Annotated in this window: 25 protein-coding genes and 1 riboswitch; all 25 genes read left to right on the top strand. The window is 25.0% G+C overall.

The features are described 5' to 3' along the window. Positions 1-96 precede the first annotated feature (96 nt). The 25 genes from AZI32_RS04955 to AZI32_RS04835 all read left to right on the top strand — a co-directional run bounded on the left by AZI32_RS04955 (position 97) and on the right by AZI32_RS04835 (position 24,560). Positions 97-873, top strand: a complete 777-nt coding sequence (locus AZI32_RS04955; protein ID WP_082761142.1) for a TraX family protein — start codon at positions 97-99, stop codon at positions 871-873. A gap of 391 nt (positions 874-1,264) precedes the next feature. After that, a complete protein-coding gene (locus AZI32_RS04950; protein WP_061994793.1) occupies positions 1,265-1,852 on the top strand; it encodes a DUF3862 domain-containing protein in 588 nt (195 codons plus the stop codon). Between the two features lie 864 nt (positions 1,853-2,716). After that, positions 2,717-4,450 (top strand): Hsp70 family protein, encoded by a 1,734-nt coding sequence (locus AZI32_RS04945; RefSeq protein ID WP_061994792.1) that lies wholly within the window; start codon positions 2,717-2,719, stop codon positions 4,448-4,450. Then, positions 4,447-5,394 carry a J domain-containing protein gene (locus tag AZI32_RS04940; RefSeq protein ID WP_061994791.1) on the top strand — a complete coding sequence of 316 codons (948 nt, stop codon included), beginning with the start codon at positions 4,447-4,449 and terminating at the stop codon, positions 5,392-5,394. The genes AZI32_RS04945 and AZI32_RS04940 overlap by 4 nt, the downstream gene beginning before the upstream one ends. Before the next feature lie 31 nt (positions 5,395-5,425). Then, positions 5,426-6,343 (top strand): hypothetical protein, encoded by a 918-nt coding sequence (locus tag AZI32_RS04935; RefSeq protein ID WP_061994790.1) that lies wholly within the window; start codon positions 5,426-5,428, stop codon positions 6,341-6,343. Between the two features lie 360 nt (positions 6,344-6,703). Next, a complete protein-coding gene (locus tag AZI32_RS04930) occupies positions 6,704-7,129 on the top strand; it encodes a hypothetical protein (protein WP_061994789.1) in 426 nt (141 codons plus the stop codon). A gap of 72 nt (positions 7,130-7,201) precedes the next feature. Continuing rightward, a complete protein-coding gene (locus AZI32_RS04925; protein WP_061994788.1) occupies positions 7,202-7,711 on the top strand; it encodes a hypothetical protein in 510 nt (169 codons plus the stop codon). Positions 7,712-7,837: 126 nt separating this feature from the next. Further along, a riboswitch (guanidine-I (ykkC/yxkD leader) is annotated at positions 7,838-7,942 on the top strand. Positions 7,943-8,069: 127 nt separating this feature from the next. Further along, positions 8,070-8,390, top strand: coding sequence for a quaternary ammonium compound efflux SMR transporter SugE (sugE, locus tag AZI32_RS04920; protein WP_061994787.1), 321 nt, complete (start codon positions 8,070-8,072; stop codon positions 8,388-8,390). A gap of 130 nt (positions 8,391-8,520) precedes the next feature. Then, a complete protein-coding gene (locus AZI32_RS04915; protein ID WP_061994786.1) occupies positions 8,521-9,234 on the top strand; it encodes a class I SAM-dependent methyltransferase in 714 nt (237 codons plus the stop codon). 234 nt (positions 9,235-9,468) lie between these two features. Further along, a complete protein-coding gene (locus tag AZI32_RS04910) occupies positions 9,469-10,029 on the top strand; it encodes a GNAT family N-acetyltransferase (protein WP_061994785.1) in 561 nt (186 codons plus the stop codon). 344 nt (positions 10,030-10,373) lie between these two features. After that, the gene (locus AZI32_RS04905; RefSeq protein ID WP_061994784.1) at positions 10,374-10,901 is read left to right on the top strand and encodes a GyrI-like domain-containing protein; all 528 of its coding nucleotides are present in this window, start codon (positions 10,374-10,376) and stop codon (positions 10,899-10,901) included. A gap of 291 nt (positions 10,902-11,192) precedes the next feature. Beyond that, on the top strand, positions 11,193-12,884 hold the full coding sequence (locus AZI32_RS04900) for a cell wall-binding repeat-containing protein (protein ID WP_061994783.1): 1,692 nt from the start codon (positions 11,193-11,195) through the stop codon (positions 12,882-12,884). 237 nt (positions 12,885-13,121) lie between these two features. Further along, positions 13,122-13,427 carry a hypothetical protein gene (locus AZI32_RS04895; protein WP_061994782.1) on the top strand — a complete coding sequence of 102 codons (306 nt, stop codon included), beginning with the start codon at positions 13,122-13,124 and terminating at the stop codon, positions 13,425-13,427. Positions 13,428-13,519: 92 nt separating this feature from the next. Next, a complete protein-coding gene (locus AZI32_RS04890; protein ID WP_061994781.1) occupies positions 13,520-14,194 on the top strand; it encodes a response regulator transcription factor in 675 nt (224 codons plus the stop codon). Positions 14,195-14,198: 4 nt separating this feature from the next. Further along, the gene (locus tag AZI32_RS04885; protein ID WP_061994780.1) at positions 14,199-15,386 is read left to right on the top strand and encodes a HAMP domain-containing sensor histidine kinase; all 1,188 of its coding nucleotides are present in this window, start codon (positions 14,199-14,201) and stop codon (positions 15,384-15,386) included. A 178-nt stretch (positions 15,387-15,564) separates the two neighbouring features. After that, positions 15,565-16,353, top strand: a complete 789-nt coding sequence (locus tag AZI32_RS04880; RefSeq protein ID WP_061994779.1) for an NUDIX hydrolase — start codon at positions 15,565-15,567, stop codon at positions 16,351-16,353. 208 nt (positions 16,354-16,561) lie between these two features. After that, a complete protein-coding gene (locus AZI32_RS04875) occupies positions 16,562-17,104 on the top strand; it encodes a GNAT family protein (protein WP_061994778.1) in 543 nt (180 codons plus the stop codon). A 335-nt stretch (positions 17,105-17,439) separates the two neighbouring features. Further along, positions 17,440-17,634, top strand: coding sequence for a hypothetical protein (locus AZI32_RS04870; RefSeq protein WP_061994777.1), 195 nt, complete (start codon positions 17,440-17,442; stop codon positions 17,632-17,634). A 341-nt stretch (positions 17,635-17,975) separates the two neighbouring features. Further along, positions 17,976-18,479, top strand: coding sequence for a GNAT family N-acetyltransferase (locus AZI32_RS04865; protein WP_061994776.1), 504 nt, complete (start codon positions 17,976-17,978; stop codon positions 18,477-18,479). Between the two features lie 189 nt (positions 18,480-18,668). Beyond that, a complete protein-coding gene (locus AZI32_RS04860; protein WP_061994775.1) occupies positions 18,669-19,403 on the top strand; it encodes an ATP-binding cassette domain-containing protein in 735 nt (244 codons plus the stop codon). Then, positions 19,393-20,586, top strand: coding sequence for an ABC transporter permease (locus AZI32_RS04855; RefSeq protein WP_061994774.1), 1,194 nt, complete (start codon positions 19,393-19,395; stop codon positions 20,584-20,586). Before AZI32_RS04860 ends, AZI32_RS04855 begins: the two co-directional genes overlap by 11 nt. A 331-nt stretch (positions 20,587-20,917) precedes the next feature. Beyond that, positions 20,918-21,871 (top strand): ABC transporter permease, encoded by a 954-nt coding sequence (locus AZI32_RS04850; RefSeq protein ID WP_061994773.1) that lies wholly within the window; start codon positions 20,918-20,920, stop codon positions 21,869-21,871. Further along, positions 21,861-22,823: an iron chelate uptake ABC transporter family permease subunit gene (locus AZI32_RS04845; protein WP_061994772.1), complete on the top strand. Its 963-nt coding sequence runs from the start codon at positions 21,861-21,863 to the stop codon at positions 22,821-22,823. Before AZI32_RS04850 ends, AZI32_RS04845 begins: the two co-directional genes overlap by 11 nt. Next, positions 22,820-23,575, top strand: a complete 756-nt coding sequence (locus AZI32_RS04840; RefSeq protein WP_061994771.1) for an ATP-binding cassette domain-containing protein — start codon at positions 22,820-22,822, stop codon at positions 23,573-23,575. Before AZI32_RS04845 ends, AZI32_RS04840 begins: the two co-directional genes overlap by 4 nt. Before the next feature lie 40 nt (positions 23,576-23,615). Further along, positions 23,616-24,560: a siderophore ABC transporter substrate-binding protein gene (locus tag AZI32_RS04835; RefSeq protein ID WP_061994770.1), complete on the top strand. Its 945-nt coding sequence runs from the start codon at positions 23,616-23,618 to the stop codon at positions 24,558-24,560.

Below are 24,560 nucleotides of genomic sequence, written 5' to 3'. Positions count from 1 at the left end.
TAGTGTATGAAAATGATTACAGACTTATTGTATTATAATAAATATATTTTTTATAAATATGTTTATTAACTATGATTACAGGGGGAAGAAATAATAGTGGATACATCTATAATTGAAAAAACAGAAATATCATCAAAAAGGGGATTATCAGGAAGTACATTAAAAATTATGGCAATAATTTTAATGTTTATTGACCATCTTGCAGCAATGTTAATATTAATGGGTATATATTCTAAAAAAATACCTTATACTGGAGATATGAATACATTAAATGGCATATATTTAATGATGAGAGCTGTAGGACGTATATGTTTTCCAATATTTTGTTTTTTGCTTGTTGAAGGATATGTTCATACAAGTAATAAAAAGAAATATGCATTTAGACTTTTTATATTTGCTTTAGTTTCTGAAATACCTTTCAATTTAGCATTTGGTAATAAAATGTTTATACCAATTTCTAGATTAAATAATGTGTTTTTCACATTGTTTTTAGGAGTATGCGTAATGTATATAATTGAAGTTATTAATAGCAAAAAAATGAATAAAGTAGTTAATATATTTTGTATTATAGCTACTATAGTGTTATTTGGAATAATGGCTAAATTTATAAAATGTGATTTTACTTATTACGGAATACTTTGTATAGCTCTTTTTTATATATTTAGAGAAAAGAGATTGTTACAAATATTATCAGGAGCTATTGTATTTTTATATGAGGTACCTTCAAGTTTGGGAATAGTGTATCTCTCACTACTTGCAATCTATTTTTACAATGGAGAAAGGGGTTTGAAAATAAAATACTTTTTTTATCTTTTTTATCCAGCACACTTACTAATACTATACTTTGTAAGATTATATTTGACAACAAGGTAAATAAAGTTAATTTATAAAAATGTTTAATGAAAAACTAATATAAATTTAATATAAAAAATAATAGGGAATGTCTTAAAATATAAACTTATTTTAGGATATTCCTTTTTTTAGTGCTATTAACTGGAAATTAATAGTGGTAATGATAAAGGTCATATTAAAATTAAGGTAACATAAAAGTATAATGATATTCTAATTACTGAATGGTTACAAGGATATATTTTTGTGTTAATGTTAACTTTTATCAGATAAAATTGCATATTACCGAAGTTGATTTTAAATTATTAATATCCATAATATTTTTAATATTATAATAAATATTAAACTCATGTACACGTTTAAATTTAACAGTTATAATTTAAAATGAAATAAATTTTAGGAGGATTTTAATATTATGAAAAAAATTTACAAAAGATGGTGGTTTTGGCTTGCTATAATCATTATAGTTATTGCGATTAAGGGAGCATCTGGATCGGATAATAATAATAAAACTGATGAATCTGCAACATCATCGTCTCAAAATAACAAAGAGAAAGAAGCGAAAACTAAGGTTACATATGAAAATTTCTTAAAAATAGGAATGGATCAAAGTTATGAAGAGGCGTGTGAAGTATTAGGAGAGGGTACAGAGACAACTTCTTCTGATATTGGAGGAATTACTACTAAAATGTATACATGGACAGGTAGTGGAATATCAAATATGAATATAACAGTTCAAAATGGAGTTATTACAGGAAAAGCTCAGGCAGGATTGAAAAAAAGTGATGCAAACATAACATTAGAAAAATACAATGAAATTAATGAAGGAATGAGTTTAGAAGAAGTAAATTCAATTCTAGGAGAAGGAGAGTTAACTTCACAATCAAAGGTAATGGATATAGATAGTTGTATATATTCTTGGATAAATAAGGATGGAACAAATTGTAATGTAACATTCCAAGGTGACGTAGTTACTATGAAAGCTCAATTTAATTTAAAGTAATATAATGAAAGTTTAATCTAACTATATTTGAGAAAATTTCACAATATATATTTACAGTTAAAAAACATAAAAAATAGAGACAAACTTCACATTTTATTGTATAAATTATTTTGCACAATAAAATGTGAAGTGTATATATTATAAAAACAATTTAACATGAAAATCACCAATAAGCCAGTTCTATTTAACATTGAATTCGTTTATTTTTAAATTATGAGAATACTATAGGGTTCCAAGTTAAGTTCTAAAATTATTCATTTATCAAATGAGAAAACTCAAATTAATATTTTATCAATAACTAACAGATTATTTTAGTTAAAAGTTAAGAGTGAATAGTGAACAGTTGTGGTTATTGCTATTCACTTCGTTCCTAGTAATTCTCAACGTATATTTTATAAGCTTTCAAATCAAATTATATTGATAGATTTTTTAAAATCATTTTCAGAAAGTGGTTGCCACTTTCATCCTGCCAATAAACATTACACGCCTTTTTTATACATAGAGACTTTTCCTGATAATGAAAAAATCCTTAAATATTATAATAATCGTTGGCATATTAAAATATTTTTTAGGTGAACAAAAAATAACCTTGTATTAAACATTTATCAAGTAAGGTTGGCACAATCTATTGATAGATTGTTATTTTAAATTTTATTAACGTATACTAACTGTTTAATCGAAGAAAATGAGAACGATTTCTTTAGTGGAGGATTATTAATTTGTAGAAATGAAATTAAAAAAGATAATATTCAATGGATTCATAAATAAGTAAAAAATAATGTAGATATAGAAACTGTTTTTAAGGTTATGAATATAGCATAGATTAAAATAACTATTTAATAGGGATAATTAGGGGGGATAAAAATGTCAATTATTGGTATAGATTTAGGTACTACAAATAGTTTAGCAGTAGTTTACCGTAATGGTAAAGTTGAAATGATTCCTAACCAGTTTGGCGAATACCTTACACCAAGTGTGGTGAGTATTGATGATAATGAGAAACTAATAGTGGGAAAAATTGCAAAGGAACGTTTGGTAACCCATGCTAATCAGACAGCTAGTTTATTTAAACGCAATATGGGTACTAATAAAAAAGTTTTATTAGGTAAAAAATATTTTTTACCAGAAGAACTTTCAGCATTAGTTGTAAAACAATTAATTGAAGATGCAAAAAATTATTTAAAAGAAGAAATCCATGAATTGGTAATTAGTGTACCTGCATATTTTAATGCAAAACAACGTAAGGCAACTAAAAAAGTGGGAAATACTTTAGGAATTAAAATTGAACGTTTAATCAATGAACCATCAGCAGCGGCTATTGCTTGTCATAATAATGAGGATTATGAAACATTTATTGTTTTTGATTTTGGTGGAGGAACTTTGGATATTTCTTTGGTTGATTGTTTTGACAATGTGGTTAGTATTACTTCTATAGCTGGTGATAATCATTTAGGGGGAAGTGACTTTGATCTAATATTAGCTAAATATTTTTGTAGCAATAATAATATAAACTTTGAACAGTTAGATAGTGCAAAAAAAGAAAGTTTAATTTTAAATAGTGAACGTGTGAAGATTCAATTACAAACTAGGGATAGTGTTTTGATGCAACACAATCTAGATGGAGTTTACTATAGTTGTATGATTACACTTGATATTTTGAAAAAAATTACAATGTCAATCTTCAATAGAATTAAGGTTATTATTGGAAAAGCTGTAAAAGATAGTGGTTTCAGTGCGGATGAAATAGACAGTTTAATTTTAGTTGGTGGTTCTAGCTATATGCCAATTGTTAAAGAATATCTAACAAACTTAATTAGAGTACCAGTTATTCAAGATAATGAAATAGATTATCTGGTAGCTAAGGGACTAGGCAAATATATAGGAATTAAGCAACGTGATGAAACAATAAAGAATATGGTTGTTACTGATATTTGTCCATTTTCACTTAGTACAGGTACTCATAATGAAATTGATAACGGTAACTTATATTCCACTGTGATTATTCCCCAAAATACAGTTTTACCAGCTAGTTATACTAAAAGATTACAGGTTGTGGAAGTTGGTCAAAGAGAAATAAATATAGAAGTATACCAGGGAGAAGGGATGTATGTTAAAAATAATCTTTTCTTAGGTGCTACAACCATTAAATTGCCTAAGAATTTAAAAGAAAAAGAACAATTTAATATAACTTATTCTTATGATATTAATTCCATGCTTTACATTGAGGTAGAAATTATATCCACAGGCGAAAAAACAGTTTTAACAATAGGAGAAGATAATATTTTACAAAATATCCATGACGTTAAGAACCTTAATGCAATCAAGGATATTTCTTTAAAATTAAATCAAAATCCTGAAATTGAATTATTGATGGAAAGGGCAAATAGAATTTATGAAGAATTAGATGATTATAACAAAGAACAATTACAAAACATAGTTGCTAGTTTTAACTATGAAATTAAGAACTTAAAAAACAATGTACGTCGCCGACTTGATAATATTGCTCGCTTTGAGGAAATTCTTAATCAATTTGAACAGCATTATAATATAGACAAATTAGATATATTTTTTTCTGATGATCAAGGGGATTTATTATGATAATTAAAGATGCTTATAACATATTAAATATTGATCCGACAACTGATAGAAAGGTCATAAAAAAAGCTTATGCTAAACAATGTGCAATTTATCACCCTGAAGAGTATCCAGAAGAATTTAAAAAAATTCAACAAGCATATAAAAACATATTAGATTATGTTAATAGTATCTATAAAGATAATAAGGATGATATGAATTTTCACAATAATATTGACACAGCATTTGATAAATTCAAATCTAAAGAAATAATTATGGATGTAGAATTTGATTATGTTGAGAAAAATAATAACCAATATCAATTTGGAATTAATTTAGATTCACTTGATGAAGAAATTGAAAAGAAAGATAACCATAATCTATTCTTAGATATTAATTTAGATTCACTTGATGAAGAAAGTAGAAAGAAAGATAAGAATAACCTATCCTTAGATATTGATTTAGAGCTGATTAATGAAGAAATTAAAAAGAAAGATATAAATACAAAGGGGTTTGATGAAAATCAATATTTATATGAAAAAGAGTACATAAATTACACATTAAATAAGATTGATAATCAGCTTAAAATTAATCCTAGTGTAGAAACATTAAGTTATGTTTTTAGAGATAATAGGGTTATTAAATATTTAGAAAGTAATGAATTTAAGGGTATATTTCAAGATGTTTTATTAAAATATGAAGATTTATATTCTGATGCAGCTTTGGAATATATTCAAGTACAAGCTAAAGCTTATAAACTAACTAAATTAATAAAAAAAGGTAGATGGACACATAAAAAGAAAGAAAAAACTATATTTGTATTAATTATTTTTTTGTTTTTTGTTGTTATGATGGTATTAAATATTTCTAATACTAAAAAACGAGAAAATAAAATGTTAAATGAGGATTATGGAAAAATTAAGATTGATATACCAGAGCAAGACACCATTAGTATTGATGAAAATTGAGTAGTAATATCATCTTGGGAGGGGAATTACAATGAAATATACTGGAATGGATAAACAGGCTCTGAATAAGGATATTGATAAAGCTAGAAAATATTATGAAAATGGTAAAAAATATATATATCTTTTTTTAATAGGTATAGTAATAAGTATCATATTTTTTCTTTTAGCTATAAATATATGTACAATTAAAAAGCAACAGAATAATCATCATTTTTGTATTGAAATGATTTTGGCAACTTTTAGTCTGAACTTTCCTTTAGTTATGATTTTTTTTGCTTATCCATATGTAAAAAAGTATCAGCAACTAAAAAAGTATGAAAAAAGAATTAATAAGGATATAAGTGTTGAAATAAAAGAGAACCAAGTTATTTACCAGGAGAATAAAATAATAAAAAATGTCATTAAAGACATTAGAGATGTTCAAAAAAATGAAGATAATTATATTAAACTTATGGGGGATAATCAAATTATTCTAATTGACGGGTACATTAATAATGGAAAGTATCTTTTAGATATCTTTACTTTTATAAAAAATGTAAATTTATCTAAAGAATTTAAAAATTCTAGTTTTAAACAACTATTAAAAGTTACGGATTTTAATAAACAAATATTTTATGATGAAATAAAAAAAATGACGTTTTTACTAGCGATTAATTATACTTTAGAAAACTTTACAGAGTATGATAATTGTATTACCAATGATGCTGGATTAACATATAAATATGAAACTAAAATAGTTAAAAATAGAGGTAAGTATATTTGTGTATATTCAGAAAATAGTGAAATAAATACTGATTATTTTAATCATAGTATAATGGCTACATATAAAGAAATTTTTAATATTGTGGTTAATACTAGCGTAGATATATTTAATGATTCTAATATTTTAAATGGAATAGTTATTAATCCAAATAGTGATAATATAATTCTAACACTTAATGAAAAGTAAAAATATACCCAAATAAGAAAGAAATAAAGAATAAGTTTCTGAAATATTTTAAGTATGACAAAACCTCTGTTGTAGATATTTTAAAGAGAATGGACTCAATGTCCATTCTTTTTAACTTTTTTGTAACCGTCAAAAATACATTTTCTTAAAGGTGCTGTTTTATCTAATATTATTCTGATGTAAGTTGGAAATATCAGAATAATATAAACAATTATAAAAAGTAATAATAAGAAAAAATATAAAAATAATGGAGGTTTATTATTTGTAAAATGTTTAGTATAATTTAATTGTAGGAAAATAATACATTTTTACAAATAAATACTAAAATAATAAATAAAATAGAATAAAGAGGTGTAAACAATGGTAAAAAAGAAAAAATTTATGATTGGATGTATATTAGCTTGTTTGTTTTGTATTGCTGGTGGATATTCATATGTAAATATTAATCAAAAGAAAAATTTTAATATAAATGAAATAGGTTGGAATGCTAAAACAATAATGTGGACTGATAAGACTAAAAATAATATTTATGATATTAAATTTCAAGCATTTGATGGAACAGAGTTAAAAGAAATAAGCTCTTCAAAGAATTCTTATAAAATGAAAATTGATTCTAATGTTGAACATGGAGATTTAAACATTAAAATTTATAACAATAGTGAAGTGTTATTTGAGGAAGATGGTATTGTTGATAAAACTATTTCAATTCCAAATAACAATGAAAAATTAAAAGTAGAAATTAATGGTGATAATGCTAAAGGTCATATTAAAATTAAATTAACATAAAAGTATCATTATGCCTTATTTTACTGCAAAATAAATTTTAAGTGGATTTGTTTTGATGTGGGGGATATTGTTATGAACAATTTTGAAAAATTAATTTTTGTTTTTGTAGGGGGAATACTAATTTTAGCTTTAATAGGAAAAATAGAAGAAAAAGATATGGAGAAAAAAGAAGAGTTAGAAATAAAAGCTGAAATTAAAAGAAATAATAAAAATTATATAATGAAATTTACTGATTCACTTAGATATATATCAGGGTTTAAAGATAAGGGAAAAGCTATGCTACAATCAATGATTTTAATGGATAATGAAATTCAATTTGTATTTTCAGAAATGACTAAAATCATTAAGGCAGATAATATAAAAAATATATATGTAAGTAATGAAGAAGATATTAGTGAAAAAATGTCTGAGAAAAAAGCTATAATATTTAATGAAGAAGAATCAGTAACGAAACATAGAAATAAAATGTTAAGAGAGTTCATCATGATTGAATGTATATATAATAACTATGAAACTACTGTTATAATAGAAGGTATTTATGTAGAAAGTAAAGTTTATTCATTAAGATTTGTATATATGTAATTTGAAGAAAATTATGTTTTGAATAATTTCATATTTTTCTTATATAGGTTGAAAATAAGAACATTAATAAATATTGACTATATTAATAAATTTTGATATATTAGGACACATAAAAATATATATGTCTTAAAAGTTTTATAGGGTTCCGCAATTTTAAATTAGAAATTGGTCTGGTCCAAGATAAAACGTACAGTTTAACTGTATTCACGGAAGGATAAAAGCCTGGGAGATATTTTGCGTATCGACCTTGGCTTTTTTTATTTGTCATTAAAAGGAGGGGAATAGGTTGAAATTTTAAAAGAAATAGATGAGAAATAAATTGCGTTTAACTACTTAATATTAGAAAGGAATGAAAATTATGCAATGGTTATTTTTAGTTTTAGCAGGTTTATTTGAAGTAGGATGGGCTTTAGGCTTGAAATATTCAGAAGGGTTTACAAAATTTATGCCAAGTGCATTTACTGTATTGGGAATGATAGCAAGTTTTTATTTTTTATCATTATCATTAAAAAATCTTCCATTGGGTACTGCATATGCAATTTGGACAGGAATTGGTACTGTTGGTACTGTAATTTTAGGGATAATATTATTTAAGGAACCAATAAGTATTACTAGACTAATTTGTATTGGATTTATAGTAATTGGAATTGTGGGATTGAAGTTAGTATCATCTCATTAATTGAAGTTTTAATATATTTGAGATAGTTCATGGTTGGATTTGAATATTTAAAATATTTACTCTTTAAACAATATTTAGTATAATTATAATAAATTTGTTAAAAATACAAATTAGTATAGGAGGAATATAGATGAGTAATACAATTGATAGTGAAATTGTAAATAGTGAAGATGACATACTTATTATGTTAGATAGCTTAATGGAAAAAAGAGAGAACAAATGGTGGGATGATTTTTATTCTAATAAGGATAAACCTGTACCGTTTTTTGAAAATATTCCAGATGAAAATCTTATTTCGTATTTTGATTCAGGTATATTGAATAAAGGAAAGGCACTTGATATAGGTTGTGGAAATGGAAGAAATTCATTATATCTTGCACAAAATGGGTGGGATGTTATAGGAATAGATTTTTCCAATACTACTATTGAATGGGCTATTGAAACAGCTAAAGCAAGTTCTATAAATGTAGACTTTTTATGTCAATCCATATTTGAATTTGAGAATGAATTAGATAGCTTTGATTTTATATATGATAGTGGATGTTTTCATCATATAAAGCCACATAGAAGAAATCAATATTTAAATATTATATTAAAATATCTAAAAAAAGATGGATATTTTGCAATGACTTGTTTCAATTTGAAGGGTGGAGCAAATATTTCAGATTATGATGTATATAGAGATTATTCAATGCATGGAGGTCTTGGGTTTACTGAATATAAATTGAAAAAAATTTTGGAACCATATTTTGAAATAGTTGAATTTAGGGAAATGAAAGAATCATATAATGATAATGTTTTTGGAAAAAGCTTTCTATGGACAGTACTAGTGAAGAAAAAATAAAGAGGTTTTTGAGAAGCTTACTTTTTTTATTTTATAAAATAAATTAAAAATTATGATGTTTTTAATTGGTTATGCTATAGTGAAATAAGCTCCCATTTAAGTTTATTTTATACAAGATAGAATGTTCAATTCTAAGTGATTCAGAGTATATTTCACTATTTTAGGCATCCAAGTTTTAGAATGAGTAATTTTAAAAGTCAATTTGGAATTCTATAACAGGGGGTGAATAAGGTTGTGTTAAAACATAAGGGAACAGAAAAACTAGAAACTGAAAGACTTATTTTAAGAAAATTTAAAGAAGCGGATGCATTAGACATGTTTAATAATTGGGCATCTGATTCGGAAGTAACTAAATATCTTTCATGGTCTGCACATAAAAGTGTTGAAATAAGTAAACAACTCATAGAAATGTGGATAAATAATTATAAAAATATGGAACAATATCAATGGGCTATTGAGTTAAAAGAAACTGGACATGCAATTGGTAATATTAGCTTACTAGAGATTAATAATAATGATGAAAACTGTGAGGTAGGATATTGTATAGGTAAAGCATTTTGGAATAAAGGTATTATGACAGAAGCATTATTAAAAGTAATTGAATTTGGTTTTAATGAAATAGGTTTTCAACGTATAGGAGCACGTTTTGATGTAAATAACCTTGCATCAGGACGAGTAATGGAAAAGTGTAATTTAATTTATGAAGGAACTTTAAGAAAGCTTATTAAGGATAATAGTTGTAACTTAGTTGATTGCAAGTATTATTCAATATTAAAAGATGAATATTATAAATAATACTAAAACTTAATAAAGTAGTCATATTTTATGAAATAAAGCTACTCAAAAAATTAATGAGTAGCTTTATATATTATCTTTCTATAAAATCCATATTCTTTGTTTTACAACTAAGCGTAGAATTACGTAATGTAGTTTCAATAAAGCCGTTTACTAGGTAAAACATATAATTTAAGATACATAAGTTGCAAACTATTGTAAATGGCTGTAAAATATTGTTATACATCCCTAAACAGTTATTCTAAAATGTATGTCATCCATTTCATACTAAAAATAGATTTATAGAAAAAATTAATTTCTATTATAAAGTTGACTTTTGTATGGAAATAAAAGGGGGTAGAGATATGGAATATCATATTATTGAAAAACAAGAAATTGAGATTGTAGGATCTATTAGAAATTTTGAAAAATGTACTACAAATGCTAAAATTAATAATTGGCAAGAAAAAAATATAGATATATGGTTATTTTGGGATGAATTTCTTAATAAGGGAATGGATAAGAAAATTGGAAACGAGTATAAGCTTTATCGTCCACCATTTTGGCGAATGTGTGCAACGCAAAAATTAGACAATGGAGAAAACGTTATAGCTATTGGTGCAGAAGCTGATGGTAAGGATTATAAAGATTTAGATACATTTAAAATTCCAGCAAGTACATGGGTTGTATTTGAGACTAAGGAATTTTTAAGTAAGGACAACAACACTATAGAAAGTTTAATGAAGGTGATTAATACAGAGTGGTTACCTACAAGTGGTTATGAAAAGTCAATGAATTGTGAAATTCAAGTATATTGTCCAGAAGAAGAAAAATCAAATAAATGTGGTTTTGAAGTATGGATTCCTGTGAGAAAGAGGAAAATAATTAATTAAAAATAATTTATTTAAACATAGAAAATGACATAAGGTTAGAGCTTATGTCATTTCCTATATTTAAAAGGATTTAAGTATGAAAAAGATATTATTAATGATTACTTCAAAATTATATAAATTTAAATAAGATTTATAACAAAAGTTTTAAAGTAATTTGAAAAAATATTAAACTTAATATTTTGTATTTAAATTATTTATAGATGAACATATTTTTAAAAAAATAAAGATTTATCACACTTTTAATATGATATAATATTACATAATATTAAAAAAATGTAAAAGGGTGAGATTATGAAAAAATACTTAAAAACAATTAGCATTACGTTTATTGTATTAATAGTTATATATTCAATTAATATAAATACAGTTAATGCAATGCCAAATTATAAAAGAATATTTGGAGCGAATAGATATGAAACTTCAAAAGAAATATCTAAGAATGGATGGGAAAAAGCAGATTATGCTATTATAGCTAGTGGAGAAGGATTTGCAGATGTATTATCAGCTGCACCGATGGCTAAAAAATATGATGCACCTATAATTTTAACTGAATGTAAAGGATTAAATGAAAATGCAAAAGAGGAATTAGAAAGATTAAAAGTGAAAGAAGTAATTATAGTTGGAGGAATAGGGGCTATATCATCTAATACAGAAAATGAAATAAAAAATTTGGATATAAAAACAAGGAGAATTGCAGGAAACTCAAGATTTGATACAAGTTTACAAGTTGCAAAGGAAATAGGTTCAGAAAATGGCATAGTAGTGGTTAATGGATATAATTTTGGAGATGCTTTATCCATATCATCTATAGCTGCAAATAAAGGGATGCCTATATTGCTAACTAAGCCGGAGAATTTATCAAATGATATTAAAACTTTTATTAATAACAGTGGATATAGTAAAAGTTATATTGTAGGTGGTAATTCTGTAGTAGGAAAAAATGTTGAATATAATTTAAAAAATTGTAAAAGAATATGTGGGAATAATAGGTATGCTACTAATGTGGCTATATTAAATGAATTTGTAGATGAAATTAATTTAGAAAGTGTATATGTAGTATCTGGGAGTAACTATCCAGATGCGTTATCAGTAAGTTCATTGGCTGCAAAAATTAATGCCCCTTTAATGTTAGCTTCAAGTCAAGTAGATGTGTCTATGTTAGACTTCATGAATAAAAACGTAGATAATATAAAAAATGTTAATGTTATAGGAGGAAAATCTGTAGTAAATAGTGATATGGTAAATATAATATTAAATGGTAAAATAGATATTTCTAATAATAACAATTATTATGTAAAATATGAGAAATATTCAGATGTAAATGGAGATGGAAAAGATGAAAAGGTCCAGTTAGTGTGTAGTAAGGAATACGATGAGTATTTTGTTAAAGAAATATATATTTTAATAAAGGATGCTAATACAGATATGGTTTTAGAAGAGATTAAGGCTAAGGGGTGTCATACTAGTCCGTTAAGATTATATGATTTTAATAAAGATGGAAGTATGGATATCTTTGTTCAAATGCCATGTGGAGGAAGTGGCGGATATGTACAAGTAGAGATTTATTCCTTTAAAGATAACAAATTAAAAGTTCTTTATGATGATGAAAATAATAATAACAATGGCATAATGCATCCAAATGAATATATATCTGTGAACCATTTTACTGGTGAAAAAGAAATAGAGTTCAGAAATATAGATTGTAACAAAGTATTTAAAGTTGATTATTTGGATTATCTTAAAAATAATACTTATATAGATGATTCAAAAGGATATTTTGATTGGCTTTTTGTAATGCCAGTTGATATTGATAAAAATGGTGAGAATGATATAAAAACAACAAGTTGGTATATATTTGATTATAAAAAGTATGTATGTAAAGTTGAAACTATTTACACTTGGGATGTTGATAGCAAAAAGTTTGTTATAAAGGATATAAATTTTTTGCCAGGCGAAAATATAAAGGCAATTTATTCAGAATAAATATGTGTTAGAAATATCTGTTTATAACATAGGATGTAAATGCAGTTAGAAGGGAAAATATTTTAAAATCAGTAAGGGTACTTTAATTTAAAATTAGAATATTCATTTTATAAAAATATATAATGTAGATATAAATATAATAAATTTCATTTTAAAATCTAACTTTAATCTAACTTTAACTTATGTATAATAAAGCCATGATATAGAACATCAATAAAAAACAAGGAGGATTTTAATATGAAAATGAAAAAATTAGGTATTCAACTTTTAACATTAGCTATGTTAGTAGGTACAACAACAAGTGTTTTTGCATCAAGCCAAGGTGGGGAAAATATTGTTGATAAAATTTCAGCAAAAATAGGTACTTATGCAGAAGGAAAGGCACCTGAGATGCCAAAGGATGCGATACAATTAGAGAAAAGTAATGTTAATAGTGATAATGAAGAAATTTTAAATGGTGAAGTTAAAACGTATAAGCAAGGAGAAATGCCTGAGAAGCCAGAAGGTGCCGTAGAAATGAACAAACAAATCATTGAAAATTAAATAGGAAATAAATAAGTATTATATATATGGTTAAAATATATCATAAAAAGCCACACAAATTTGTGTGGCTTTGAATATTTAGGAGGTGTTTTATGAAACTTTTGCTTGTTGAAGATGAAAAAATGTTATCGAAAGTTATAACGAAGGGGCTAAAAAAACATGGATATGCAGTTGATAATGCATATGATGGTGAAGAGGCACTACAGTTTTTAGAAATAAATGATTATGATTTGGTTATATTAGATTTAAATTTACCTAAAATAGAAGGCATTGATGTATTAAAAGACATAAGGAAAACTGATAATGAATTAAAAGTAATTATCTTGTCTGCAAGGAGCGATGTTGAGGATAAAATTATAGGTTTAGATAGTGGGGCTAATGATTATCTTGCTAAGCCCTTTGAGTTTGCAGAATTAGAAGCGAGAATAAGAAATTTATTAAGACGTGCTTTTGTGCAACAAAATGTAAAACTTTATTGTGGAGAAATAACAATTGATACTGCTAGCAAAATAGTAAAAGTTAAAGATATAATAGTAGAACTTACTAAAAAAGAATATTCCATTTTAGAGTATTTAATGTACAATAAAAATAAAGTTATAAGCGCAGAAAAGGTCATTGAACATGTTTGGGATAGTGACGTAGATTTGTTTTCAAACTCATTTAAGTTTCACATTCATTCTTTAAAGAAAAAACTATCACTATCTGAAAGTGATGTGATTAGAAATATTAGAGGTCAGGGATATATTCTTACAGATAAGAAGGTGTGATTATATGAAAAGAATAATTACTTTAAAAACTAGAATTACTCTTTTGGTAGGTATTATTATAATACTGATTGCCATATCTCTAACTGGTATATCTATTAGTAGTGCAAATTATTATTTTTTGAAAAATAATATGGATAGGGAAATTATTGAAAATGAAAACAGCGATTATATAAATAGGGAAAAAATTATTGAATCAATTAATAAGGAAAATAATGTTAAAAATCTAGATGTAAGAATTAAGGCTGTAGAGGCTCAAAAAAATTTTTCAATTCAAAGTATAATTGTAATGATAGGAATTATAATTGCTGGTATTTCTGGTACATATATTATGGTTGGTAAAGCATTAAAACCACTTTCACAGCTTAGTGATACAGTTCATAATATTAATGATCAAAATTTAAATAAAAGGATTGATGTAAAAGATAGTAAGGATGAAATAAGTAGTCTTGCTAAATCTTTTAACTCAATGCTAGAAAGATTAGAAAAATCATTTGCAAATCAAAAAAGATTTTCAGCAAATGCTGCTCATGAATTAAAAACACCTCTTACTACAATTAAAGCATCACTAGAAGTTTTAAAAATTGATGATATGCCAAGTGTAGAAGATTATAAAGAAAATGCGGATATTGTTGAAGAAAGCACTAATAGACTTATTAAAATAGTAGATGGTTTATTAAAGCTTACATCTTCTGAATTAGTAGATTTTAATGATGAAATACATTTAAAAAACTTATTCAAAGAAATTTTAAGTGAATTATCATTTAGAATAGAGAGTAAAGGAATAAAAATAAATTTAGATATACAAGAGAATAATATACATGGAAATAAAACTTTATTATATAGAGCTTTTTTTAATATAATAGAAAATTCTATAAAATATGGAAAAAGCAATGGATATATTAATATATCATCAATGCTAGATAAAGATAAAATTATTATAAATGTAAAAGATAACGGTATTGGAATTTCACAAGATGACAGGGAACATATTTTTGAACCATTTTTTCGCTCTGATAAGTCACATTCACAGCAAATTAAAGGTTCAGGATTAGGGCTATCAATTGTAAAAACTATTATTGATAAACATGATGGTAAACTATCAGTTAATAGTGAAATTAAAAAAGGAACAGAATTTAAAATTGTTTTTAATAAAAAAACTATACTAAGCATGGAAGACTTTAAATTAAAATAATAAAAATAGTGTAGAAGTTGTGTTTATTTTTTATAATAATGATGAAAAAAGAGGAATATATAAAATTTTATGGAATATAACTTTAGTAAGTTTACAATATTACTAAAAGTTATAAGCTATATTGTAGAGGCAAAATAATATTTTAAATTATACATTTATGAATGGTGAGGATAAGATAATGAATAGTAAATTAGTATATGATAAAGTTGATAAGTTTAAATTTTTATACAGTAATTCAAAGGTAGTTTTGCCTGAAGATATAAGAAAAAGTATTGAAGAAAATTGGAACAATTTAATGGAAAGTGGTAAAGAATATACTAATGATGAGATTTTTACTGTAAGTGATATTATGTTTAATGATGATACTTTAGAATTTATAATGAAGAAAACTAATTTTGCTCATTATATGTACACCTTAAAGAATAATTGGGAAGGGGAATATATATGTAGATCTGTTGCTGCTAGTGCACTTATGGTTACTAGTGATGACTTTTATGTTTTATGTAAAATGGCTAATTACACTAGTTTAGGTGGTAAAGTTAAATTTATAGGTGGAGCAATAAGTGAAAATGATGTTTATAAAGATGAAATTATACCTAAAAAGTGTGTTGAAAGAGAAGTATTAGAAGAGATTGGTTTAGATTTAAATGACAAAGAAAAAGTAAATAAAACAGAACATGTATACTTTATTACAAGAAAAAATTTATCTTTTATAAATACTTTCTTTAAAGTTTACTTAAATATGTCATCAAATGAATTATTATTATTATTTAAAGAATATGATGAGTATTTAAAGAAAAATAATTTAGAAAGAGAGTTACATTCAATTGTATTTGTAAAAAAAGATAAAGAAAGTGTATTAAAATTTCTAAAGGAAAATAATTGTGTTGAATATTTAGAAGACACCTTTAAAGCTGAATTAGGAATTGAAAAACCAAAACAGTTTTTTGATGAAATGGAAAAATAAATTTAATGAAATATAGCATAAAAAATGTACTTCTTAGGATAGAAGTTAAAAATTCTATTCTAAGAAGTACATTTTATTTCTATAGAGTAAGTGGAGTTACTTATTCTAACTTAAAATACATTTTAATTAATTTTAAATTATTAAGATTGACCTTTACGCCACGTAATAACTTATAATTAAAGTATAATTTATTGGGAGGTATGTAAAAATGATTAAACTTGAATATTTAAAAGAAGAAGATTTAGAAAAAATTGTAGAGTGGAATAAGAATAAGTCATCAGATTATTTATTGCAATGGGCTGGACCTAGTTATACGTATCCTTTAACTATTAATCAAGTTAAAGATTACTATTTTAACGATGTTAAAAAGCATAATTCTAATATATTTCTTTATAAAATAATTATAGTTTCTACAAATGAAATTATAGGAACCATTGAACTTCGTGAAGTGGATAAAACTAATAAAATAGGTAGAGTATGTAGATTTTTAATTGGAGAAGAAAATATTAGGTATAAAGGGATTGGAACACAGGCATTAAAAGAATTATTAAGGATTGGATTTGAAAATTTCAATTTTGAAAAAATAACTCTTGGAGTGTTTGATTTTAATGAGAGTGCAATTAAATGCTATGAGAAGTCTGGGTTTTTAAAAGAAAAATTTATAAAAAATGCAAGAAAAGCAAAAGGTGGATATTGGAATTTATATGAAATGACCATTTTAAAAAGTAAGTGGAGAATAATGAATAAGTAAGTTATTTTAAAAACTAAAAATGTAATCAAATGAATTTATTATGAAATTATTCAAAAATGAATTGCTGTATTTTTAGCATATATAGTATTAACTTTTACAAAATGTAATATATAGTGTATAATAATATAGTGATTTTAAAATAATAAAGAAAGGTTAAAGAGGTTATAACAGCTAATGATTTTAAAAAGTATATAAAATTAATAGGAAAACTAAGTAATGTAGAAGTGCGAATATGGTACAATAGCAAAGATAGAAATATAATTAATAAGATAGATAAGTCACTATCAATAAAGAAACAAGCTCAACAAGCTCATTTTTTAAGGAATAAATATAGAATGCAAGCTAGAAAGTTAATGAAAGATAAAGAACTAGCAAACCATTTAAATTATAATAACACTAACAAGCCATTTGAATATTATGAAAGCAAATATATGAAAAAAGGATATGATGGTGATACACTTTATCAAAAAATAATAGATGCTTCTACCAGATCTAATAAACAAGTTAATAAGCAATTAGGATTAAGTTAATTGCCTTAGTTTTTGAAGCGCCCATTAAGGGGCCTTTTTTTTATTGTAAAAAATTCAATATAGAGAACTGAATTTGAAATTATTATTAATTAATTGTAAGATTAATTCTTATGAATATTAAAATACATTATTTAGTTAATATTACTTTTATTTTCTACGAAAACATTACAAAATGAAATGGAGAATAGAAATATATTTTTAAAAGGATAATTATAAATCAAGAAGAATTAATATCAATATGTGATGAAATTTTAATAAGAACCGTATTGAAAGTTCTTATTATACATTTCATAGCAATTAAATTTGAGTTTTTATATGAAAAAATTGGGGTGGTTATAATAATGGTACAAAGCATTAAAAAATTAATAATTAGAGAAGCAAAAATAGAGGATGCTAATGAAATTATAAAATTAGTAAAAAGAGTAATGAGAGAAGTACAGTTTTTTACTAAAGAGTCAGAAGAATTTAATTTAACAATTGAACAGGAAATAGAATATATTAAAAAAACATCATTATTTTTAATTGCGGAAATGGAAGGAAAAATAGTTGGATGTACTACATTACAAAAAGGGAATTCAATTAGGACAAGACATGTTTCAACATTTGGAATAACAATTTTAAAAGAATATAGTGGGTTAAAAATAGGAAGTGCTTTAATTAAGCGTGTAATAGAATGGGCAAAAGTAAATGAAATAGAAAAAATTGAATTAGAAGTTTTCAGTAAAAATGTTGTTGCAATTGGGCTTTATAAAAAGTTTGGTTTTATAGTTGAAGGTGTTCGTAATAAAAATATAAAAATTAATGGAAATTATGAAGATACATTGCTTTTAGCTAAATTTTTATGAGAATTAGATTTAAATTAAATAGTATTATATATTAAATGAAAGATTTGGTATTGTAAAGGATGTATATAAAAACCATGTAAAGAGCTTTTGTATAGGAATTTATTGAAAACATATCAATATGGTATAATATGTTTAAAATATAAGTTATTATAAATAATATATAAATTTTATTATTAAAGAGGTGAAAAAATGATAGATGTTAAGGGGATTAAAAAAAACTTTGGCAGAGTTGAAGCATTAAAGGGGATAAGCTTTAATGTTCAAAAGGGTGAGATTGTAGGTTTGTTAGGTGAAAATGGAGCAGGAAAAACTACGACTTTAAGGATGATAGCTACAATGTTAAAACCTACAGAAGGAACTTGTCTTGTAAATGGTCATGATATATTTAAAGATGCTGACAAAGTAAGAGGTGAAATTGGAATTTTATTTGGCGGAGAGGTAGGACTTTATGATAGACTTACTGCTAGAGAAAATATAAGATATTTTGCACTACTTAATGGTATGAACAAACTAGAAGCGGATAAAAATATAGAGGAACTTGTAAGAATTCTTGATATGGAAGAATATATAGATAGGAAAGTAGGAAAATTTTCCAGAGGTATGAAACAAAAGGTTGCTATTGCAAGGTCTATTGTACATAATCCTTCAGTTATGCTATTTGATGAGCCTACTATTGGCCTAGATGTAATTTCAACACGAATAATTCAAAAGTTTATATTAAAATGCAAAAAAGAAAATAAAGCTATAATATTTTCAAGCCATAGTATGAATGAAGTTGAAAAGTTATGTGATAGAATAGTTATCATAAACAAGGGGGAAGTTGTTGAGAGTGGTACAATAAAAGGACTTAAAGAAAAATATAACAATGAAGATTTAGAAGAAGTGTTTGTAAGTCTAATTGGAGGTGATGGTATTGAGTTTTAAAACAGTTGGACTAATATTTAAAAAGGAATTATCAGATTTATTTAGAGATAAAAAAACAGTATTAGTAGGAATTTTAATTCCACTATTGCTATTGCCTATAATGTTTTACTTTATGAGTGCAGGTATAGAAAAAACTGCAAAAAAGGAAAATTTTAATATAGCCATAGAAGACAAAGGTAAAAGCTCTTTAGATAAATTTTTGAAAGAAAAAGATGATCTTAATATAAAAACTATAGAATTTGATGAAGCAGAAGATAAGGTTAAGAATGGGGAGATTGCAGTAGTTATAACAATACCAGATAATTTTGAAGAAAATATAAAAAATGGAGTTCAAACAAATATTGATGTTATATATGATGATTCCAGTCAAACTTCTAGTATGGTATTTTCTAAGGTTAATCAATATATAGGTGAGTTTTCACAAAACGTGGTTAAAACAACACTTACCAATAGAGGTATTGATCCTAGTGTATTACTTCCTGTAAATATAAATAAAAAAACTATAGTTGAAGAAGATGATGGGGTAAGCAAGATGATTATGTCTATGATTATACCTTTATTTATAGTTTTATATTGTGTTACAGGACCACTGCCAGCTGCTACAGATTTAGGTGCTGGAGAAAAGGAAAGAGGCACTTTAGAACCACTTTTGACAACAAAAGCAAGCAGATTATCTATACTTTATGGAAAAGTTTTTGCTATAACTATACTTGGAATTATTACTGCTATTGCAGCAATTGCTGGACTTGTAATTTCGTTTAAAATAAGCCCTGGCGTTTTTGGTGGAGGAGTAGAAAATTTTGATATAGGAATATCTCCGTTAGCAATACTTATAATATTCATATTTACAGTACTAACATCTATGGCCTTTGGAGCATTAGAGTTAGCTATAAGTATATATGCTAGGTCTTTTAAAGAGGCTCAAACTTATACTACACCATTAACTATTTTAGCTTTTGTACCAACTTTTTTAATGTATACAGTTGATGGGAAAAATATAGATAATATATACTTTCACATACCAATAGCAAATGTTATGTCTATATTAAAAGAGGTAACATTAGGAGTTATAAATATTCAACATATTCTTGTTGTTTTAGGGTGGATGATTGCGTATATAGTAATATCAGTAGCTATAGCTAGATATATGTTTAATAAGGAAAATGTAATTTTTAGAACTTAAAATTAAAAGTTAAGGGAGCTTAGAAAAAATAAGCTCTCTTATTTTTTTACTTTTTATTTATAGAAATTGCTGAAACTTATCTTGTTATCAATAGAGTTTTCACGTATTTAAGAGAAAAAAACAGATTTTAGATAATAAATGTTAAATTTTATTAAAAAACTTTCAAAAACAAGTTGACAATGATAATGAATTTCATTATCATATATTTATTGATAATAATTATTAATAGTTATAAATTGAAAATTATAGAAAGGAGAAGTTACAATAAATCATTAATAGATTTTTGTAACACAAATTAAAGCAATATTTTAAGCTTTATTAAATTCAAAGTATGAAAGATAAATATTTAGTAGTTATATTAGTACTATTGTCAATGGTATCTTTATTCGTTGGAGTTCATGAATTAAATATTTCAAACTTGCTAAATGGAGATACTATGCAATTAGAAATAATATACTTATCAAGGATACCAAGGTTAATAAGTATCATACTTTCAGCAGTAGGTATGAGTATAAGTGGAGTTATTATGCAACAAATAAGTAATAATAAGTTTGTATCACCTACTACAGCAGCAACAGTAGATTCTGCAAAGTTAGGAGTTTTAATATCAGTTATGTTTTTCTCGACTACTACACTGACAGAGAAAATGATTATGGCATTTATATTTTCTATAATTGGAACTTTTATATTTATGAAAGTTTTAAGAAAAATAAAATATAAAAATGCAGTATTTATACCATTGGTAGGAATAATGATAGGAAATGTAATTAGTTCAATTACTGATTTTATAGCTTATAAATATAATTTGGTTCAAAATGTAAATTCTTTTATGCAGGGAAATTTTTCTATGATTATTAAAGGAAATTATGAGCTATTATTTTTAACTATTCCTTTATTAACTGTAGCATATATATATGCATATAAATTTACAGTTATAGGAATGGGTGAAGATATATCTAAAAATTTAGGATTAAATTTTAATAAAGTAGTTACTATAGGTATGGTTATAGTTGCATTAATATCATCATTAGTTGTGATAACCATTGGGAATATACCCTTTTTAGGTTTAGTAGTTCCTAATATAGTTTCTATATATAAAGGGGACAACCTATCTGAAAATATTAGTACTACAGCATTGGTTGGAGCTATTTTTGTATTATGTTGTGATGTAGTTGGAAGATTAATAATATTTCCATATGAAATACCGATAAGTGTTACTGTAGGGTCAGTAGGATCTATAATATTTCTTTGGTTGATTTTTAGGAGAAATAATAATGAAAAGTAGAAATATAAGTGTAAAAAGTAAAATTTATTTACTAGCTATTATAAATTTAATATTAATTATGTTATTTATATTTTTAGGATTAAATGAAAATAATTTCAATTACAATATTTCAAAGAGAATACCTAAAATTATAGCGATAATAATTTCCGGTTCTTCTATAGCTTTTTCATCATTAGTATTTCAAACAATGACTAATAATAGGATTCTAACTCCTAGTATTTTAGGACTTGATTCATTATACATATTTTTTCAGACAGTTATTGTACTTATGTTTGGGTCTTCTTCCATATTTATGTTGAATAAAAATATAAATTTTATATTTTCTACTATGCTTATGATAATTGGAACATTAACTTTATACAAATTAGTAGTACTTAGAAAAAGAAATATATTCTTTTTATTATTAGTAGGAACGGTTATGGGCACGTTATTAAAAACATCAGCAACTTTTATGCAAGTTATAATAGATCCCAATGAATTTGAGGCTTTACAGACAGTATTATATGCGAGCTTTAACAATGTAAATATTAATATATTATTTTTTAGTCTGATAATTACGGTAGTTATTGCTGGAGTTGTGTATGATGATATTAAAAAATATGATGTGATGTTGCTAGGAAGAGAGAATGCAATAAATTTAGGTGTTAATTATGATAAATTATCTTATAAAATAATTATTATAGTTTCAATATTAATATCTATATCAACGGCTTTAGTAGGACCGCTAACGTTTTTAGGTATATTGATTATAAACTTGTCATATCAATGGCTTAAAACATATAAACACAATTTACTTATAATGGGATCAATTTTAATAAGTATCTTAGCATTAGTAGGTGGACAATTTATTGTTGAAAGAATTTTAAATTATAGTAGTACAGTTAGCATAATAATAAATTTTATAGGAGGAGTGTATTTTATATATTTATTATTAAAGGAGAGCAATATATGATAGAGGTAAAAGGCATATGTAAAAGTTATGGTAATAAAAAAATTGTGGACGATGTATCTTTTAATATAGAAAAAGGAAAAATAACATCTTTTATTGGTCCTAATGGAGCAGGAAAAAGTACTGTTTTATCCATGTTAAGTAGAATAACTAGTATAGATTCAGGAGAAGTTTATATTGATGGTAAAGAAATCTCTAAGTGGGATACTGTTGAATTATCTAAAAAAATATCAATATTAAAACAAAGTAACAATATTAATGTGAGGCTTACAATAAAAGAATTAGTATCATTTGGAAGATTTCCATATTCAAAAGGAAAACTTACAAATGAAGATAAAAAATTTATAAATGAAGCCATAAAATATATGGAACTTTCGGATATAGAAAATAAGTATTTAGATGAATTAAGTGGAGGTCAGAGACAAAGGGCATATATAGCTATGATTATAGCTCAAAATACAGACTATATACTTTTGGATGAACCATTAAATAATCTAGATATGAAACATTCAGTTCAAATGATGAAAGTTTTAAAAGGATTGACAGAAGATTTAAAAAAAACAGTGGTTATAGTTATACATGATATTAATTTTGCTTCTTGCTATTCAGATAATATAATAGTGTTAAATAATGGAAAATTAGTAAAAGACGGTTTGAAGGAGGAGATTATAAATAAGCAGTTATTAGAAGATATTTATAAAATAGATTTCAATATAAAAGATATAGATGGAAATAAAATATGCGTTTATTTTTAAAAAAAGATTGATAATGAAATTCAAAATCAAGGAGGAAAAGATGAATAAAAAGGTTTTAATAAGTATTTTGATAATAATTTTATTTTTAATAGGGGGATACAGTTTTTTGAAATTTTCCACTAAAGATAAAGGTGAAAATTTAGCTGGAGATATGCTAATAGAGCATAGATATGGGCAAACGCAGGTTAAAAGTAATCCAGAAAAAATTGTAGTTTTAGACTATGGTTCTTTAGATATATTAGATAAAATGAAAATAGAACCAATTGCATTACCTAAATCTAATTTACCAGAATATCTATCAAAGTATAATGATGAAAAATATTCTGATTTAGGAGCTTTATTAGAGTTTGATATGGAAAAGATAAACGAACTAAAACCAGATTTAATAATAATAGAAGGAAGACAAGGCAAATATTATGAAGAGCTTTCTAAGATTGCACCAACTATTGGTCTTGGAACAGTTAATAATGATCATTTTAAATCTTTAGAAGATAATATATCTATATTGTCAAAAATATTTGGAAAAGATGAGTTTGGAAAAAAAGAAATTGAAAAGATTAATAAAGAGTTAGATGAAATAAATAATAAGACTACAGCTTCAGAAAATAATGCTTTAATATTTATGGTAAATAAAGGCTCTATCAGTGTATTTGGAGAAGGTTCTAGATTTGGTATGATATATGATAAATTCGGATTTAAGTGTGCAGATGAAAACTTAAGTGGTGAAAATAATCATGGTGAAAATGTTTCTTATGAATATATATTATCTAAAAATCCAGGATATATATTTGTAATAGATAAAAGTGTAATTGTTGGAGGAGAACAAAAATCAGCTAAAGAAATAATAGAAACAGATATAGTTAAAAATACAGATGCATATAAAAATGGAAAGATAATATATCTTGATCCTAAAGCATGGTATTTAGGTGGAAGTGGAATTAGCTCTACAGAGATAATGATATCTGAAATAAAAAAATCTTTATAG

It is taken from the genome of Clostridium sp. ATCC 25772 (genome assembly GCF_001573875.1).
GTDB lineage: Bacteria > Bacillota > Clostridia > Clostridiales > Clostridiaceae > Clostridium_J > Clostridium_J senegalense.
Note: the sequence above shows the minus strand (reverse complement) of the source record. Positions and strands in the feature narration are given on the sequence as shown.

What these genes read in the sequence shown, in the direction of transcription:
- AZI32_RS04885 (WP_061994780.1), top strand. Translation starts at nt 14,199, where the DNA reads ATGAAAAGAATAATTACTTTAAAAACTAGAATTACTCTTTTGGTAGGT.
- sugE (WP_061994787.1), top strand. Translation starts at nt 8,070, where the DNA reads ATGCAATGGTTATTTTTAGTTTTAGCAGGTTTATTTGAAGTAGGATGG.
- AZI32_RS04840 (WP_061994771.1), top strand. Translation starts at nt 22,820, where the DNA reads ATGATAGAGGTAAAAGGCATATGTAAAAGTTATGGTAATAAAAAAATT.
- AZI32_RS04930 (WP_061994789.1), top strand. Translation starts at nt 6,704, where the DNA reads ATGGTAAAAAAGAAAAAATTTATGATTGGATGTATATTAGCTTGTTTG.
- AZI32_RS04890 (WP_061994781.1), top strand. Translation starts at nt 13,520, where the DNA reads ATGAAACTTTTGCTTGTTGAAGATGAAAAAATGTTATCGAAAGTTATA.
- AZI32_RS04875 (WP_061994778.1), top strand. Translation starts at nt 16,562, where the DNA reads ATGATTAAACTTGAATATTTAAAAGAAGAAGATTTAGAAAAAATTGTA.
- AZI32_RS04900 (WP_061994783.1), top strand. Translation starts at nt 11,193, where the DNA reads ATGAAAAAATACTTAAAAACAATTAGCATTACGTTTATTGTATTAATA.
- AZI32_RS04835 (WP_061994770.1), top strand. Translation starts at nt 23,616, where the DNA reads ATGAATAAAAAGGTTTTAATAAGTATTTTGATAATAATTTTATTTTTA.
- AZI32_RS04935 (WP_061994790.1), top strand. Translation starts at nt 5,426, where the DNA reads ATGAAATATACTGGAATGGATAAACAGGCTCTGAATAAGGATATTGAT.
- AZI32_RS04860 (WP_061994775.1), top strand. Translation starts at nt 18,669, where the DNA reads ATGATAGATGTTAAGGGGATTAAAAAAAACTTTGGCAGAGTTGAAGCA.
- AZI32_RS04880 (WP_061994779.1), top strand. Translation starts at nt 15,565, where the DNA reads ATGAATAGTAAATTAGTATATGATAAAGTTGATAAGTTTAAATTTTTA.
- AZI32_RS04945 (WP_061994792.1), top strand. Translation starts at nt 2,717, where the DNA reads ATGTCAATTATTGGTATAGATTTAGGTACTACAAATAGTTTAGCAGTA.
- AZI32_RS04905 (WP_061994784.1), top strand. Translation starts at nt 10,374, where the DNA reads ATGGAATATCATATTATTGAAAAACAAGAAATTGAGATTGTAGGATCT.
- AZI32_RS04895 (WP_061994782.1), top strand. Translation starts at nt 13,122, where the DNA reads ATGAAAATGAAAAAATTAGGTATTCAACTTTTAACATTAGCTATGTTA.
- AZI32_RS04925 (WP_061994788.1), top strand. Translation starts at nt 7,202, where the DNA reads ATGAACAATTTTGAAAAATTAATTTTTGTTTTTGTAGGGGGAATACTA.
- AZI32_RS04915 (WP_061994786.1), top strand. Translation starts at nt 8,521, where the DNA reads ATGAGTAATACAATTGATAGTGAAATTGTAAATAGTGAAGATGACATA.
- AZI32_RS04865 (WP_061994776.1), top strand. Translation starts at nt 17,976, where the DNA reads ATGGTACAAAGCATTAAAAAATTAATAATTAGAGAAGCAAAAATAGAG.
- AZI32_RS04940 (WP_061994791.1), top strand. Translation starts at nt 4,447, where the DNA reads ATGATAATTAAAGATGCTTATAACATATTAAATATTGATCCGACAACT.
- AZI32_RS04950 (WP_061994793.1), top strand. Translation starts at nt 1,265, where the DNA reads ATGAAAAAAATTTACAAAAGATGGTGGTTTTGGCTTGCTATAATCATT.
- AZI32_RS04870 (WP_061994777.1), top strand. Translation starts at nt 17,440, where the DNA reads ATGCAAGCTAGAAAGTTAATGAAAGATAAAGAACTAGCAAACCATTTA.
- AZI32_RS04850 (WP_061994773.1), top strand. Translation starts at nt 20,918, where the DNA reads ATGAAAGATAAATATTTAGTAGTTATATTAGTACTATTGTCAATGGTA.
- AZI32_RS04845 (WP_061994772.1), top strand. Translation starts at nt 21,861, where the DNA reads ATGAAAAGTAGAAATATAAGTGTAAAAAGTAAAATTTATTTACTAGCT.